Genomic DNA, 15,499 nt, shown 5'->3' on the forward strand with positions numbered 1-15,499 from the left:
GGTAAGAGCATTAGGCGATAGATGAATATTACCATCCCTGACGAAATCCTGAACTCTGCTCAACTGTCCGAAGCAGATCTTAAAGTAGAATTGGCAATCTCACTCTATCAACAAAGGAAACTGAGTACAGGACAAGCTCGCCGTCTTGCAGAAATGAACTTACTAGAATTTAGGAGAGAAATATCTAGTCGAGGAATTTGTGTCAACTATGATGTAGCAGATTTTGAGGCTGATATAGAAACCTTAAAGCGAATGGGTAAATTATGATTGTCGTCAGCGATACATCACCAATTACAAGTTTAGCTGCGATTGGACAATTAAATTTATTACAACAAATCTATGGAAGCATTATTATTCCAGAAGCTGTCGATCGGGAAATGACCGATGTAGGTTATCCTGTTCCAGGGAGGGCTGAAGTTCAAACCCTATCTTGGATTAGAACTGAACCGGTCAAAAATAAAGATCGGGTTAGTCAATTTCAAACTGAGTTAGATCGAGGAGAGTCTGAGGCGATCGCCTTGGCTATTGAATTAAATGCTAATCTCTTAATCATAGATGAAAATCCAGGTAGGAAAGTTGCTACTGAATTTAATCTGGAATTTATTGGTATTTTGGGTGTTTTGTTAACTGCCAAGCAAGAAGGATTGATCGAAGTTATTAAACCAATCATGGATAATTTGATCGATCGAGCTGGCTTTCGTATTAGTCAGCGACTTTACATAACTATTTTAAATGCTGCTAATGAAAGTTAAGTCATGGTTTAGGATTTTCGGGATTTCTTGTTTTGAAGTAGGGGAAAGGTTGAAAAGGCGCGTTGTAAATGTTCTTGGGTGATGGCAGTTTCTGGTGATTCGAGAGTAGCAAAAATCCTGGCTTTATGGGCGATCGCCAGAATTTGTCCCCCTGTGAGCTTCCAACGCTGCGCTACGTCTTCCCAGTCTAAGGATGGACTGACTCGAATAGGGGAAGGAAAGGCTTGTTTCCAGAGCTTGAGGCGATCGCCCGTTCCAGGAACGGGAAACGCTAAAATCTGCTCTACAACCCCTTCTCTGAGCCATTTTTGCAGCACCACAGACCCTTGATAGGCAGGATCGAAGGTTAAAATGGTGAGGCTTTCGTGTTGCTGGCGATCGCGCAAAAATCGATAGACTGGTGTTTGAGTCGATCTTTTTAACCACAAATGAGCCGATTTAATCAGCAAAATGGGAGCCTTGAGCACGTGAAGATCCGATAATTCAGTTATCGGATCGGGCAAAAGCTGAAGATCGACTTCAGTAATATTCTGGTTGACCTCAGTAGCGATCGCTTCGGTTGCTGTAGTTTTTCCAGTTCCAGAAATTCCAGAGAAAACCATAATTTGCCCTGGATGAATTCCCTCAATTTCCATCTCCCGATCATATCGATATCGGTAAGCCATATACTTAAGAATCTCCTGCAAACCCGAAGCCACAATCAACTCTGACCAAGATTTTTTCGGAGTATAGGATTTAATCTTCAGAGCTTCTCTTGTGGGGTGTAATAAATCGTTTAAGCTTGGTTCATCTGGGCGATCGGCTAACAAATAGTTAATTAACTTTGGGGTAAGCTTTACCCCACTATTGAGAAATGTTTCTGAGTCAAGGGGCAAAAATTGCACTAAACCCAATTGAGTTAAAATTGAGGTAGAAGTCAGCAAACTTCTTGCCTCTCTCCATTGATTATCGCCTCGACAAAATAAGCGTAAAATTAGATCGACTGTGGGTAAATAACTGTGCCGATCCTCTTGCAAATACTGGTAGAGACGGGAATAGCGATGATTAACCTCTGGTGCTAAACTGGCTAACACCAGGTGTTTTTCAAATAGGGTTAAAGCTGCGCGATCGCAGAGCATCGGCAACCCCAATAAAATCCCTTGTTCTTGACTAGCCTGAATTTTTTCTTCTAATTGTTGCTGATAGTTTAAACTCTCAGATTTCTGGGCAAAAACCTCTAGTTTGTCAATTTCATCTCGTCCCACTGTTCCGTCTAGAGTAATGAGTCCTTTCCACCAATCACTACTGGCGCGATCGCCTGGAGTTTTCGACACCCGATCGATGGCTTTTCTTTCCCGTTGTCGTTTAGCAACTGCCAAACGGAGAACACGATCGAGCCAGTTAAACTCGGTTTTCAAATAGCCCCAGTTATTATTAAAAGCGGTGGTGAGATCGCCAGACATTCAGTTTTCCTGTTTTCCGAGTGTTGAACTGAGGTATTGGCACACTTGGGGAGTTAACACTTGAGCGGCGATCGCATGACCGCGATCGTTCCAATGTCCCCCACATTCTACCGCATTGGCAAATCCATGTAAGCACACCTGATTCTCTTCGGCGTAGGTTTGTAGCGTTGGCGCTAAATTCACCACCGGAAAATTCAGGCGATCGCCTAATGCCTTAATCCGATTATCTGGATAAAATAAATCCGTAATCCCATTACTGGCTACAAACCCATCGCGAAAGGCTGGATCGGGGTTAACTTGCACCTCATTCGTTAACGTCACCACCATAAACTCTGCGTCTTTCTCTTTCACCTCCTGATACATTAACGCCATCACATCCTCTGTCACTCGCCAAGCATTTTCCCAGGTTTCATCTTCTGGTTCCCGATACAAATAATTATAAGTATACTGGCGCAGCGCTTCCAATTCTCGGTTTTTCATATCCTTTTCTACCTTACGCACCAACTGCAAAATCCGAGAATGATCCACTAACCAATCCGGTAGCATATCTACCCTAGATAAATTATAGGGAGGTAGAGTTTTATCCGGATTTCGGAACGACATATCTGGCACTAACTCTCCCTGATTGTTATAGACAAAATAGGGACGATTGCGAGCATCTAAAGGTTTATAATTATCCGGGACATCATTGCCTGTAAACACAGCTAAAAGGACTATATCTGGGTTGTACTGCCATACATCCCGACGCAAACGCAATAACTGTTGTCCCGTTCCATAGTTGGTTACACCAAAATTAATCACATCTACCGTTTGTCCTTGCAAAGCTGGGCAGTTTTGCAGGGCGTGTTGCATGAACCACCAATAGGTTTGTTCGAGTGGAACTTGCAATGCTTCGGAAAAGGAATCACCTAAGAGGGCAATGCGGAAAGTATTGGGTGGTTTTTCGATCGGATGTTCGCGATCGCGCAATCCAGCAGAGCTAATCTCAATATAGGCTTCTCCTTCGGCTGTCCACCATCCCGACACTCCCGCTTGATGCGTCCATCCCAAATCCTTATCAGTTTGGAAAAAGTTCGGTTGAGGAGTTCCCGGTGCAGGTTTAGGGGGCGCATTTCTCTGGGAAGGCAAGATATTCTCCTGTGCTGGAGCAGGTGAAGGAGCTGGAGAGGGAGAGGGTTCGACAGGAGAGGGAGTCGGTTCTGGAGAACTTGATGCTTGGGGTTGGGGTTCCGGTTTTGCTTGAGGGGGAATATTGGCAATGCGTAGTCCCACTTCAGCCATTAATAGGGCAAAGAGTAAGCTTCCGGCTGCTAACCCTAGATTACTCATCCATGTTTTTAACCCGTTTGTCTTCATTGAGAGTTTGAGCGTTGAGAGTTCTAGAAGCTCTGATTGTAGCAGTTTACGGATTACCCTAACCCAGCATCAGGCACTATATATTTTGGGTTTCAATTAAACTTTGGCAACCTTCCCAAGGGGTTTTGACTGCTCCTACGGATGCAGTAACCTCTTGGGAGTCAGGTTGATGACAAACGAGAAAGACGCGATAGAGCGTGCCTCCAATTTCAATAAATTCGCCCATCATGGGAATGCGACTGACTTCAACGAATGTAGATAGCGCCTGACTTTGGGGAGAGTCCTTAAGATATAGAGCAATTTGAGTGGTCGTGCGTAACGGGTTGCTCGATGCGCTTGACACGGTGGAGGAAGTTGAGTTAGAAGATGTCGCCATAGCTAGGGTTGAAGATAATAGTCAGAACGGATGATGATAGAACGGCCTAAAAGCTTGAGACCCTTAATTCCCGTTTCAGTTAGATCAGTTTACACGGGTTGGGTGTTAAACAACACACTTATCTTGGAAATCAAAGGACAACCGGATTTTTCCCTAAATAAACTGGATTTAAGAGATGGCCTTCAGCAGGGGACTGAACCGGATATAATGGTTAAGAATTATAAACCCCTAGTGATGGATCTCGGTTATTTCCGGCAATTTTGAGGTCAAACCAGAAGTCCATTAACTCATTCCCCTGAATCCTGACTATTACCCTGCCCTTGGAGGTTTCGATGCTGCGATTAGAGCATATCAGCAAAATCTATTCGACTGGCCAAGTGCTCAATGATATCAATTGGGAAGTGAAACCTGGCGATCACGTGGGTTTGGTGGGGGTCAATGGTGCAGGAAAATCGACGCAGCTCAAGATTATTGCTGGGGAAATTGAGCCGACTTCTGGGGAGGTGATCCGGCCCGCCAATTTGCAGATTGCCTATTTAACCCAGGAATTTGATGTTAATCCTGGGGATACGGTACGAGAAGAGTTTTGGACGGTCTTTCATGAGGCTAATGCAGTCCATCATGCGATCGCCGAGATTCAGCATCAGATGCAAACGGCGACTCCAGAGGAACTAGAGATTCTTATCCATAAACTCGATAAGCAACAACGGCACTTTGAAGCCCTGGATGGATATGGGTTAGACTCACAAATTGAGAAGATGTTACCCGAGATGGGATTTGAGGCAGATGATGGCGATCGCCTAGTCAGCGCCTTTTCTGGGGGCTGGCAAATGCGGATTCAATTGGGTAAAATTTTGCTGCAATCTCCCGATATGCTGTTGCTCGATGAGCCGACAAACCATTTAGATTTAGAAACCATTGAATGGTTAGAAACCTATCTAAAAAGCTCAACGATCCCCATGGTAATTGTCTCCCATGACCGGGAATTTCTAGACCGCCTCTGTACGCAAATTGTGGAAACCGAGCGCGGAGTGTCTACGACCTATTTAGGCAATTATTCCGCCTATCTGGAACAAAAAGCCGAGCAAAAAGCTGCCCAGCAAAGTGCTTACGAAAATCAGCAAAAGGAATTAGAGAAACAGCAAGCTTATATTGAACGATTTCGCGCCAGTGCCACCCGCAGTACCCAAGCCAAAAGTCGCGAGAAACAACTCGGAAAAATAGAACGCATCGAAGCCCCCATCAGCGACCTAAAAACGCTCCATTTCCGCTTTCCTCCCTCCCCCCGCAGTGGTCGCGACGTGGTCAATATCAAGGATTTAACCTACTTGTATGATGATAAAATCCTCTTCCTGGGGGCATCTCTGGGGATTGAACGGGGCGATCGCATCGCCATTCTGGGGCCCAATGGTTGTGGAAAATCCACCCTCCTGAGATTAATGATGGGCTGGGAACAACCCATAGAAGGCAGCGTCAGCCTAGGGAAACATAACGTGATTCCAGGTTATTTTGAACAAAATCAAGCGGAAGCCTTAGATTTAGATAAAACGGTCATGGATACCATTCATGATGAAGTCCCCGATTGGAAAAATGAGGAAGTACGTACCCTTTTAGGGGGATTCTTATTTAGTGGGGATACCGTTTATAAACAGGTGGAAGCCCTGAGTGGGGGAGAAAAAGCCCGGTTAGCCCTAGCCAAAATGTTATTACAGCCGGCGAATTTATTAATTTTAGATGAACCGACCAACCATTTAGATATTCCGGCTAAGGAAATGTTAGAGGAAGCGCTCCAACATTATGATGGCACCGCTATTATTGTCTCCCACGACCGTTATTTTATCTCCAAAGTCGCCAATAAGATTGTGGAAATTCGCGAAGGTGAATTTCACGTCTATCTGGGGAACTACCATTACTATCTGGATAAAATCGCCGAAGAAAAAGAAAAGGTGAAGTTAGCGGAAATTGCCAAAGCGAAAGCAGAAAAAGCAGCCGCAAAACGGGAAAAACAAAAAGCGAAACAAAAGGCCAAAAAGAAAGCGAAAGCGAATTAATAGGAATTCTTGACTATGTGGCACTTACAGCGCTTCGCGCTCGGCAAAAAGCAAGAGGCAAGAGGAAATAGCTTGGGGTACTTACGTTTGGGAAGTAATGAAAATCCCCTTTCTCAAGGGGGATTGAGAGGGATCTTCATTGCTTGCCTGCCTTTAATCTTACCCGTTCTATTGACTCCTGCGAGTCTCGCTCAAACCCCCATGGATGAGCCATCTTTTATTCCCTTACGACCGAATCCAGAACAATTTTGTCCCCAAGAACCTGCCATAGATCGCTTTATTTATCACATAATTTCTCCGGGAGAAACCTTAAGCCAGATTGCCGCAAATCATCAATTAATGCCGTCAACTTTAATGGGTCTCAATCGTTCCTTACGCAACGGACAAGTCCCCGTTGGCACTCAAATTGTGATTCCTCCTTATGATGGGGTCTTAGTGCGGATTCCAGTCGGTAAAACTTGGCGCGATGTAGCCGAAGCATACCGAGTTCCTGCTGATGCCCTATTTGAGGTAAATGGATGTCAACAGAACCCAGAAATGGTGTTTGTCCCAGGAGTCAATTGGTCTCCCGGTCGTCCTTCTAGGGAAATGCGCAGTCAGCTCTCGGCCTATCCCCTTCCGGCTGTTGCGCCCTTGCTCAAAGGATATGGTTGGTATTTAAATTCACAAACCTCAAGACGAGAATTTAATAGTGGTGTAGATATCCGCGCCCCCATTGGTACTCCCGTTTCGGCAGTCGGAGATGGTATCGTTGCTTATGCAGGCGATCGCGCTTCCTATGGTCAACTCGTCGTCATTAACCATCCTGGAGGACGACAAACCCGTTACGCTCATCTACAAACGATTCAAGTTTCCCCCGGTCAAAATATTCGCCAAGGAGACGTACTAGGAACCGTGGGAACAACTGGAAATCCCCAGTTTTCCATTCCCCATCTCCATTTTGAAATGCGCTATAAATCGGCTGTGGGTTGGGTGGCTGAAGATCCAGGGTTATATATCCAGGAATTGGGGCGGAATTTGCGTTATTGATAAATTTTGAAAGTCATGGGAAAACGGATTGCATTTGGTTGGTATGGCGGAAAATTTAATCATTTAAACTGGCTTCTGCCTTTATTACCAGAAGCTACCCATTACTGTGAACCGTTTGCAGGATCTGCGGCTGTACTCCTGAATCGTAAACCGTCTCCTGTTGAAACCTATAATGATATTGATGGGGAAGTCGTCAACTTTTTTCGGGTTCTGCGTGACCAACAAGAAGACTTGATTAAAGCAATAGCCTTAACCCCATTTTCCAGAGAAGAACTAAGAATTGCCGTACAAGAGCCCAGCGAACATTGTACAGAACTCGAAAGAGCGCGGCGTTTTTTTGTTCGCGCTCGTCAAGTGAGAACAGGACTAGCTCAAACTGCTAGCGTGGGAAGATGGGCCCATTGTAAACTGACTAGTCGAGCAGGAATGGCAGGAGCAGTTTCTCGTTGGTTAGGAAGCGTGGAAGGACTCTCAGAACTTGTGCAAAGACTGTTAAGGGTTCAAATTGAACAAGGGACAGCGATAGAAGTCATTAGGCGATATGATAGTGAAGAAACCTTATTTTATTGCGATCCTCCCTATCCCCATGATTCACGAGGAGATCGCCACGCTTACCGATACGAAATGACCGATGACGATCATCGAGAATTAGCGGCAGTTTTGAACCAGGTTAAAGGAAAAGTCGCTCTATCCGGCTATGGTTGTTCATTATTCGATCAACTCTACCAAGATTGGAACCGTACTGAAGCTCCCTCAAAACAATGTCTTTCAGTAAAAAAGCCTCGAACAGAGGTGCTTTGGACAAATTATGATTTGCCACGGGAGATGAGCCAATGTCAGAACCTATCGACATCCTCAATGCCGCTTTTCGACAAGCTAACACCAACTTAGAAGACTCTTTTATTGAAGATCCCCAGATCCGAGAATCGGCTGACTATGTTGCTCGTAATCTGAAAAATCGTGCAGGAGTTCGTATTTTAATGGCATGTTTATTGGCCAAATTACATCGACCAGATCTCGATATTAGAAAGCCATATACAGAAATTGGCGATCCGGACTGTTTTTCCGGTAGAACTTATGATGAGCGCTATATTACACCTTTCATTAATCAGCATAACTTGCCCTGTAATAATACTACTGCTTTTCTCACTCCCGCCCTAAGAAATCGCAATCTTCCACTGACTAAAGAGTTGAATCTTGTTGGCAAACCGCCACAGTTGTATCAAGCTGTTCTGAATTTACTCGATGATATTTATCGCCATCGAGTTTTACCTCATATTCTGATGACTGAGATTATTCGATTACTTTTGCTTGAAAGAAATCAACGCCAAGATAGGATAAACACATTAGTTGCAACACTGAAAACGGCTGAAGATGCAGTTCCTTTGTCTGCGGAGGAAATCATTAACTTGATTGAAAAACATATGAGTCTCAAAGGAACAAGTCGCATTCCTGTTCTAGTCGTAGCCGCAGCTTATCAATCGGCAGAAGAATTTCTTGGAGAAAAAGTCCTGACACTAAAATCCCATAATGCTGCTGATATACAAACCGGTGCTTTAGGAGATATTGAAATCACGTTGCTTACAGATGATAAAATTGTAACCAGTTATGAAATGAAAAGTAAGCGAGTCACACGTGATGATATTGATCGGGCTTTACAAAAATTGGTCTTAACTGGAAAGCGAGTCAATAATTATATTTTTATCACGACTGACACTATTGATCTCCAAACTCAGGACTATGCACGTTCTTTATATACTGAAACAAGTGGAATTGAGTTTGTTATTTTAGACTGTATTGGTTTTCTTAGACATTTTCTTCATCTTTTTCATAGATTACGGGGTGAATTTCTAGAAGCTTATCAAACCTTGATTTTAGAAGAACCACAAAGTTCTGTAAGCCAGCCAGTTAAGGAAGCATTTTTGGCAATGAGACAAGCAGCAGAGATAGATAATGATGAATAATTTTTCTCAAGCAGTGAACCGCGCAGGTTTCATATCATGTCCAATTAAACCGTCATGATTTCTCACCCTACCCGGTTCTTTAAACCTTATGATTTTCAACTAATAGGAGTCACTAAAAAATGGAAATTGAAGATTTAATTAATCGAAGAGAACTAGCTTCTCTCTCATTTAACAAAGAAAAAGAAGTGATCGGCTATTTAAGAAAAATGCCGGAAAATGAATCTTTTGAGATTATTTTGGAGATGATCAAACAGAATAGTGATATTTCATTGGTAGCGGCAAAAAAAGTCTTAAATAAAAACAAAAATAAAATCCAGAAGAAATCCAGAAGAAAATATTTTATGATTCACCGATTGAGAGTTATGTCTTACAGGGCAAGTATTCTCGTTTATCAACAGATTCTTGATACTGAAAACCTTGCTCCGTAAGACTTTCAGTATAAGTGAACTTCAAATTAGCATAATATGTCCTGAAGAACCCAGAAGTGCTATAACTGATGTAACACGAATCTCTGAATAATTTGCGTCACTTCCGTTGCCATCCGAGCATCCAATTCTACAGCTTCACGATCGCCATCTCCCAAATCCTTCCCGGCGCGTAACGTCATCGTCAAAGACTTCAATTGACCTCGGTATTCAAATTGTACAAAACAACTATACGTCAGTTCCGTACGATCGCGGTAAGAACTGCGCCCAAATCCCATTTTAGAGAGAATCACTGGATTCTGAATCTGTATACCTAATTTGGCGATCGCCACATCCACATAACGGGCACAATCTCGCCCTAAACAAGGCACTAATAGGGCAAGCTGAGAATCTCCCAATCCAGGGATGCGAGCGGATGAGGATAAATGATGATGCCAACCCACCATCGATAAAATTCGGGTGAGAACATAAGCTGGGATTGAATTTTCTCCAGGTTGAGTTGCACGAGATTTGACTTCATCCACAGCCGAGAGCAAGACTTCCCCATTACGAGTAATTTGTGGCTGGGTAGTAAAGGGTTCTTCCCCATATAATCCTTGAAAATCCAAACCCTCTTGTCCACTGAGTTCTTTCACCCAAGTTTCCAGATCGGCATAGGTTTGGAAACATTTAAATGCCGCTGCGATCGCATTAGAACTGCCGTAGGTTTCAGCATAGCTCACCAGATCGTTAATCGCACCCACCAAGGGATACACCGTCTCTGAATCTCCAATTTGTGCCCCTTCCAACTCTCCTGTTATCTGAGTTAGGGCATTAATCACCTGCAAAAACTTGGTTGCACTCCAAAACTCCACTTTCTCTAGCGCATTCCTCCCCAACCATTGGGCTTTAAATGCACCACCTGCCGATCCACCAATACAAATGCAAGCATTCTTAATATCCGGGTGCAGAAAATCTAAGCGTCTCTCATTAATTTTAGGTCTTTCCTTAAGTGGAGAATAATTTTTACACCCAGCATAGTATAAACTAGGGCATTGTTTCAGGCGATCGCCATAGCTTGAAACATCGCTCCGATAGGGAGAGCGCTCGATGGTGCGATCGAGAAATGCCATTTTCCAACTGTTATATCCCGCTTCCTCCTGAAAAAATTCAGCGTAGAGGAGATCGGGAGAAACCGATAGAGGTAGAGAGTTACGAGTCAAAAATGGCATAAACACACCCAAAATCTAGTCAAAACAGATCTGACTTTCATCATACCTGAAATTTCCTCCGGTTCGATCGATTCCACCTTCAGGATTATTTTTTTGAAAATTCAACACTTTTGATTTGGATTGAGGGATATCAGAGAATTACTTGAATAAATGGCCAGAGCGATCCAAATCAAACTAAAAGAGATCAAGTGAGTTCGAGTAAAGGGTTCTTGATAGAGAAACACCGCTAAAATTAATTGAATCGTTGGTTCGATATATTGCAGAAATCCCAAGGTTGAGAGGTTTATTCGTTTCACTGCTAGGTTAAACCAGAGTAAAGGTAAAGGAGCCACTAACCCACAACTAAATAATAGGAAGGTCAGGGGTAAACTGAGTCCAAAGTTACCCGAGCCGGTTTTTGCCCAATGCATGACTAGAGCGAGAGCAATGGGAGCTATCAGTAGGCTTTCAACAGCTAATCCAGGTATGGGTTGGATGGTAGAAAGTTTACGGACGAGACCGTATAATCCGAAGGAAAGCGCTAGACCAATGGCAATCCATGGGATTTGGCCTTGTTCCCAAATCAGATATCCCACGCCTATCATCACTAGGATAACGGCAATCCATTGGCCAATATTAAGCTTCTCTCGCAAAAACACAAAGCCAAGGAAAATACTGAACAGAGGATTAATGAAATAGCCTAAACTCGCTTCTAAAACACGATCGCTATTGACCCCATAGATATAAATGCCCCCATTGAGGGAGGTTAAGCCCGCTGTAGCCAGTAGAATAGCTAATGTTTTCGGCGATCGCCACAACCGCTTCACCTCAGTGAGTTGTTGCTGCATGGCTGACACGACCAATAGCAGCAGAGAAGACCAAATCATCCGATGACAGATGATTTCCATCTCTGGCAGCGCCTCAAAGAGCTTCCAATATAGGGGAATAAGCCCCCAAGTGCCATAGGCTAAAACAGCATAGAAAATGCCGATATTCAACTTGATTAAGACCCTTTGCATTTAAGTTTCAGTCAACACCTCTTCAAAATCGAAATCGGGAGCTGCTAACACATACACTAATGTAGGTAAATTCGCCGTTTTATCATGCAAGGTTTCATAATATTGGGGGTATTGGTGGGCTGGAATTAAATCCGGTTTAGCCAGTCCCAAGAAAATTAAATCGGCATTTTGGGAACTTTCGTGCAGAATATCTTCAAATAAACGTCCTTGGGAAACAATCACTTCGGCGATCGCCCCCAAACGCAATTGACCGATAAATTGTTCCAAATTCAACCGTGCTGATTCCGCCGCCGCTTCATCGGTAACAATAATTTTGACAAAAATTTGTGCCTGATGCCAATCGATATCAGTGCGCAGCAGATAAGCCAATAACAGCATTAACCCCCCATTGGCTTGCATTCCTCGCCACCAAATATCAATCCTGCGGTGCTTCCCAAACCCTCGTTCTGGGTTTTCCCGAAATACCAGGATACTCCGTTTGGCTTGGTGTAATTGGGCAATCATCTCACAATATTGATCTCGTCGTTGAGGGGATTCACTATCCCCCAACAACACCGTATTCGGAACTAAAGGCCCTAACCCATAGCTTTCCACCAAGCGTACCGCCCCTTCAAAAGGATCGGGGGCTGTAATCACTCGTACCAATGCTTGCACGCCTCGTTTTTCTACATATTCGCGGATCATCACTTGCAATTCTGCCTGCTGAGACAGATCCCGCGAACCTTCCGGAAGCACACTAGAAATGGTAATTAATCCTCGGTTATGGGTGAGAGCATCAGCAATCTCAATCAGAGGCCAGCGCTTGCGGGGAATACCTGATAGCACCAATAAATGGGGCCGCCAATTTTTCGGGTCTTCAGCATGATCGAGTTGGAGCAGTCCCTCCCGGAGAATAGCCATCCAAATCCCTCGCCGAGTATCTCCCCAAGTGGCTTCGAGTTCCTGTCGTTGCAACCAGATGAAAATCGCCAGAACGATAATGGCGGCAACCACAGTAGCCATGGCATCAATTAAGAACATGACCGCTAAACAGCCGATCGCCCCTAAAATGGACAGATACCAGGGCACTTTAAAGGCAGGGCGATAGGAGGGACTTTGTAAAAAGCCTTCTATACCTGCTGCAACATTGAGAACCATGTAAGTGGTAAGGAAAAACATGGTCAGAATGGGAGCAATCAGATCCAGTTCTCCCAAAGAGACCAAGGCAACTGCCACACCTAACGTAACAATTGTCCCGATACGCGGTTCATCCTCTCGACCACTTCCGCTTCCCAAAAAGCTCAACCAGTCTGGAAGAACTCCATCTCTGGCTAAGGCTTGTAATACCCTAGGGGCCCCTAAAATACTTCCCAAGGCACTTGATAGGGTGGCTCCCCAAACCCCCAATAAGATCGCCGGCCCCCACCAGGACATCTGTTGCATAATCAGAGGCTCGGCAATCAAACTGCCCGCATCCGATCGCATGGCCAGAATTACCGGCAAAATCATATAGATCACATATCCCGTGCCTACCGCTGCTAGAGTACCATCAGGGATCGAGCGTATTGGGTTTTTCAAGTCTCCTGACATGCTCACCCCAGACATGATTCCAGTAACCGCAGGAAAGAAGACGGCAAACTCTGCCCAAAAGGATGTGCTATTTTCTGGAGGCGATCCCACCCATCCCATCGGGGTAACATCAGGAAGAGCTGAACCCCAGACAAAAGAGGTCAGCGATAATAGGATTGCCCCCATAATAAAATACTGAGCTTTAATGGCAACACTGGCGGAAGTGAGGGCGACAATTCCTACCAAAATTGTCGTGATAATGCCCACATAGAGCTGATTAAGAGCGGGAAAGGTTGCGGCGACACTTTCGGCAAAACCGATGGTATAGAGGGCGATGGAAAGGCTTTGAGCAAAATATAAGGGAATACCGACAGCTCCTCCGGTTTCAATGCCTAAGGAGCGACTAATCATATAGTATGCACCGCCTGTGCGCACAACGCGATCGGTGGCAATGGCAGAGATCGATAGGGCTGTGAGGAAGGTAATAGCAGTAGAGAGGGTAACGATCGCCAATGTGGGAATCAGTCCCACACTACCCACTACCCGTCCAAACCGCAAATACATGATCACCCCTAGGATGGTTAAGATCGAAGGGGTATAGACTCCACCAAAGGTTCCTAAGCCCGTTTTTACTGGCTCGTCTGATGCAGATATTTGGGATACTTCAGCACTTGAGCTGTTTTTTTTCATAAAGGGAATAGGGAATAGGGAATAGGAAATAGGGAACAGCCAATCTCTGCGTCTCCCCATCCCCCCATCTTACCGATCTCCGCGTCCTGGCCATTAATTCGTCGATTCTAAAATCCGGTCTTGGGGGAGGAAAGAGCGATCGCGAGAAATGGCTGCTACCGGTTCAGTGAGGGTAAACTCACCACTATCAATCCAGTTTTTCAGGGCGATCGCCACTTGGCGAGCTCGGTAGAGGCTGGCTAAGGGAGCGGTACGCACGGGGGTTCCTTCGATGGTAATTTTACCACTTTTGAGTTGGGCATAACTAACCAAGCCAAACGTGGGGCGGTTGCGTCGGGGAATGGAAAAATCGACAATGGGAGCCACCAGATCTTTATCCTGCACAGCACAGCATTGTACGACTTCTTCATTCAGAACAGGTAGGGGAACGCCTACCCCTAACATCAAGGAAGGGCCATAGTTTTTAAAGTAACAGCCTCTCACCCATTCTCGGCTCATTTGTTTCGCATCTCCAACGAGGGCAAGGGTGGCAGCCGGGCCGATGGGGGTACGATTAGGAAGACGCTTTTGTAGGGGAAAGTGTTGGGTTCCCTCCCAGGTAATATAACCGATCGCCCCGCCGATAAAAATCCGTGTTCCAATGCCAATCCAGCTTAACTCAGGGTCATTGAACAGGGGAGAAAGGGCCCCAGCATTGGCGTATACCGCGTTACCGAGGCGGGGCAGCAGGGGCCCTAGGTAGGTGTAGAGGGGGCGATCGCCACCATTGACTCCAACAATAAAGTTCTGGTATAAATTGCGAGGATTATAGAGATAAAACTGGTTAATGCTCTCTTTACTAATATTGGTCTCAAAGGATTCTCTGGGGTAGCAATCTGTACTTTGACCCAGGGCCCGTAGATGTAAGGATTTGCCCGCAATCAAGTCTTCAATTGCCTGGCCTCCCCCCCGATCTTTGAGGGTTTCGCCTTCTCGTGTTTCTGCGATCTGCGTGGCCCCTAAATACAGATCTACGGCTCCAAACCCAGAGTAAGCAGGTACTCCATCAATCCAGCATTGACGGATTTTGATCGGTGGATCGGTTTGCCCGAGGTTGAGCATTGCCCCGGAAGATTCCATGGGTTCAAAGGTTCCGGTGGCGATCGCATCGACCTGTTTGGCGACTTCAGAAACCGTGCTTTCAGCAACTCTAGCTTTCAGTTCTTCTACGGTAACCACCACGGCTTCTTGGCGGCGAATTTTATGATTGATTTCAGCAACGGTACGCATGGGTTAAGAGATATCCAGAGTAATGATCGAGGGTGGATACTGGGTAGATAGGGGAGGTGCGGGAACCATACCCCCTCGAAAATCGAGCAGTTGTACCAGAATCAGATAGGCGATCGCCAAAAGTAACGAAATGGCTCCGGTCAAAATAGCCACAAATTTAGAGCGGTTCATGGTGAGAGAGTAAGGTTTATAGAGTTGGAGTGGGTTTCTGCTCGATGGACAGGGAAGTCCAAGTCTAGGAAACCCAAGAATTATAGCGCTTCGTACGGGTAATGGGGATGGGGCGATCGCTATTTTAACTTTACTGCTATCTGGCTCATGACGATCGCTCATTGCAAAGGTCGTGCCAAAGGCAAATATCATGTTTTAGTTTTCTCATAGCAATAGC

Annotated in this window: 16 protein-coding genes; 8 read left to right on the forward strand and 8 right to left on the reverse strand. The window is 45.1% G+C overall.

Annotated features, from left to right (window positions below):
* The first annotated feature begins 21 nt into the window (after positions 1-21).
* Positions 22-267 (forward strand): UPF0175 family protein, encoded by a 246-nt coding sequence (locus J7529_RS13290; protein ID WP_271938085.1) that lies wholly within the window; start codon positions 22-24, stop codon positions 265-267.
* The gene (locus tag J7529_RS13295; protein ID WP_318729348.1) at positions 264-752 is read left to right on the forward strand and encodes a DUF3368 domain-containing protein; all 489 of its coding nucleotides are present in this window, start codon (positions 264-266) and stop codon (positions 750-752) included. Before J7529_RS13290 ends, J7529_RS13295 begins: the two co-directional genes overlap by 4 nt.
* An 8-nt stretch (positions 753-760) precedes the next feature.
* On the opposite strand, the gene J7529_RS13300 is transcribed toward J7529_RS13295, so the two are convergent.
* The 3 genes from J7529_RS13300 to J7529_RS13310 form a co-directional block, all read right to left on the reverse strand.
* Positions 761-2,194 carry a hypothetical protein gene (locus tag J7529_RS13300; protein ID WP_318729349.1) on the reverse strand — a complete coding sequence of 478 codons (1,434 nt, stop codon included), beginning with the start codon at positions 2,192-2,194 and terminating at the stop codon, positions 761-763.
* On the reverse strand, positions 2,195-3,523 hold the full coding sequence (locus J7529_RS13305) for an SGNH/GDSL hydrolase family protein (protein WP_318729350.1): 1,329 nt from the start codon (positions 3,521-3,523) through the stop codon (positions 2,195-2,197). It abuts the gene before it with no gap.
* Positions 3,524-3,626: 103 nt separating this feature from the next.
* Positions 3,627-3,926: a hypothetical protein gene (locus tag J7529_RS13310; RefSeq protein WP_318729351.1), complete on the reverse strand. Its 300-nt coding sequence runs from the start codon at positions 3,924-3,926 to the stop codon at positions 3,627-3,629.
* A 123-nt stretch (positions 3,927-4,049) separates the two neighbouring features.
* Between J7529_RS13310 and J7529_RS13315 the strand changes: the two genes are divergently transcribed.
* The 6 genes from J7529_RS13315 to J7529_RS13340 all read left to right on the forward strand — a co-directional run bounded on the left by J7529_RS13315 (position 4,050) and on the right by J7529_RS13340 (position 9,398).
* On the forward strand, positions 4,050-4,190 hold the full coding sequence (locus J7529_RS13315; protein WP_318729352.1) for a hypothetical protein: 141 nt from the start codon (positions 4,050-4,052) through the stop codon (positions 4,188-4,190).
* 68 nt (positions 4,191-4,258) lie between these two features.
* Positions 4,259-5,977 (forward strand): ABC-F family ATP-binding cassette domain-containing protein, encoded by a 1,719-nt coding sequence (locus J7529_RS13320; RefSeq protein WP_318729353.1) that lies wholly within the window; start codon positions 4,259-4,261, stop codon positions 5,975-5,977.
* A gap of 15 nt (positions 5,978-5,992) precedes the next feature.
* Positions 5,993-7,006, forward strand: coding sequence for a M23 family metallopeptidase (locus tag J7529_RS13325; RefSeq protein ID WP_318729354.1), 1,014 nt, complete (start codon positions 5,993-5,995; stop codon positions 7,004-7,006).
* 15 nt (positions 7,007-7,021) lie between these two features.
* Positions 7,022-7,897 carry a DNA adenine methylase gene (locus J7529_RS13330; RefSeq protein ID WP_318729355.1) on the forward strand — a complete coding sequence of 292 codons (876 nt, stop codon included), beginning with the start codon at positions 7,022-7,024 and terminating at the stop codon, positions 7,895-7,897.
* On the forward strand, positions 7,840-8,970 hold the full coding sequence (locus J7529_RS13335) for a restriction endonuclease, SacI family (RefSeq protein WP_318729356.1): 1,131 nt from the start codon (positions 7,840-7,842) through the stop codon (positions 8,968-8,970). Before J7529_RS13330 ends, J7529_RS13335 begins: the two co-directional genes overlap by 58 nt.
* A gap of 119 nt (positions 8,971-9,089) precedes the next feature.
* Positions 9,090-9,398 carry a hypothetical protein gene (locus J7529_RS13340; RefSeq protein WP_318729357.1) on the forward strand — a complete coding sequence of 103 codons (309 nt, stop codon included), beginning with the start codon at positions 9,090-9,092 and terminating at the stop codon, positions 9,396-9,398.
* 59 nt (positions 9,399-9,457) lie between these two features.
* Here J7529_RS13340 and J7529_RS13345 read toward each other — a convergent pair whose 3' ends face one another.
* From J7529_RS13345 to J7529_RS13365, 5 genes are all read right to left on the reverse strand, one after another.
* Entirely contained in the window at positions 9,458-10,606 is a 1,149-nt protein-coding gene (locus J7529_RS13345) for a hypothetical protein (RefSeq protein ID WP_318729358.1), read from the reverse strand.
* Positions 10,607-10,707: 101 nt separating this feature from the next.
* The gene (rarD, locus tag J7529_RS13350) at positions 10,708-11,604 is read right to left on the reverse strand and encodes an EamA family transporter RarD (RefSeq protein WP_271941359.1); all 897 of its coding nucleotides are present in this window, start codon (positions 11,602-11,604) and stop codon (positions 10,708-10,710) included.
* Positions 11,605-13,842 (reverse strand): Na-K-Cl cotransporter, encoded by a 2,238-nt coding sequence (locus tag J7529_RS13355; protein ID WP_318729359.1) that lies wholly within the window; start codon positions 13,840-13,842, stop codon positions 11,605-11,607. It abuts the gene before it with no gap.
* 93 nt (positions 13,843-13,935) lie between these two features.
* Positions 13,936-15,111: a homocysteine biosynthesis protein gene (locus J7529_RS13360; protein WP_318729360.1), complete on the reverse strand. Its 1,176-nt coding sequence runs from the start codon at positions 15,109-15,111 to the stop codon at positions 13,936-13,938.
* Between the two features lie 3 nt (positions 15,112-15,114).
* Entirely contained in the window at positions 15,115-15,474 is a 360-nt protein-coding gene (locus J7529_RS13365) for a hypothetical protein (protein ID WP_318729361.1), read from the reverse strand.
* Positions 15,475-15,499 lie beyond the last annotated feature (25 nt).

This window comes from Roseofilum sp. Guam (genome assembly GCF_017746735.1).
Classification (GTDB): Bacteria; Cyanobacteriota; Cyanobacteriia; order Cyanobacteriales; family Desertifilaceae; genus Roseofilum; species Roseofilum reptotaenium.

Bases quoted from the DNA above. Each gene is read 5' to 3' on its own strand.
- J7529_RS13290 (WP_271938085.1), top strand. From the start codon at position 22: ATGAATATTACCATCCCTGACGAAATCCTGAACTCTGCTCAACTGTCC.
- J7529_RS13295 (WP_318729348.1), top strand. From the start codon at position 264: ATGATTGTCGTCAGCGATACATCACCAATTACAAGTTTAGCTGCGATT.
- J7529_RS13300 (WP_318729349.1), bottom strand. From the start codon at position 2,194: ATGTCTGGCGATCTCACCACCGCTTTTAATAATAACTGGGGCTATTTG.
- J7529_RS13305 (WP_318729350.1), bottom strand. From the start codon at position 3,523: ATGAGTAATCTAGGGTTAGCAGCCGGAAGCTTACTCTTTGCCCTATTA.
- J7529_RS13310 (WP_318729351.1), bottom strand. From the start codon at position 3,926: ATGGCGACATCTTCTAACTCAACTTCCTCCACCGTGTCAAGCGCATCG.
- J7529_RS13320 (WP_318729353.1), top strand. From the start codon at position 4,259: ATGCTGCGATTAGAGCATATCAGCAAAATCTATTCGACTGGCCAAGTG.
- J7529_RS13325 (WP_318729354.1), top strand. From the start codon at position 5,993: ATGTGGCACTTACAGCGCTTCGCGCTCGGCAAAAAGCAAGAGGCAAGA.
- J7529_RS13330 (WP_318729355.1), top strand. From the start codon at position 7,022: ATGGGAAAACGGATTGCATTTGGTTGGTATGGCGGAAAATTTAATCAT.
- J7529_RS13335 (WP_318729356.1), top strand. From the start codon at position 7,840: ATGTCAGAACCTATCGACATCCTCAATGCCGCTTTTCGACAAGCTAAC.
- J7529_RS13340 (WP_318729357.1), top strand. From the start codon at position 9,090: ATGGAAATTGAAGATTTAATTAATCGAAGAGAACTAGCTTCTCTCTCA.
- J7529_RS13345 (WP_318729358.1), bottom strand. From the start codon at position 10,606: ATGCCATTTTTGACTCGTAACTCTCTACCTCTATCGGTTTCTCCCGAT.
- rarD (WP_271941359.1), bottom strand. From the start codon at position 11,604: ATGCAAAGGGTCTTAATCAAGTTGAATATCGGCATTTTCTATGCTGTT.
- J7529_RS13355 (WP_318729359.1), bottom strand. From the start codon at position 13,842: ATGAAAAAAAACAGCTCAAGTGCTGAAGTATCCCAAATATCTGCATCA.
- J7529_RS13360 (WP_318729360.1), bottom strand. From the start codon at position 15,111: ATGCGTACCGTTGCTGAAATCAATCATAAAATTCGCCGCCAAGAAGCC.
- J7529_RS13365 (WP_318729361.1), bottom strand. From the start codon at position 15,474: ATGATATTTGCCTTTGGCACGACCTTTGCAATGAGCGATCGTCATGAG.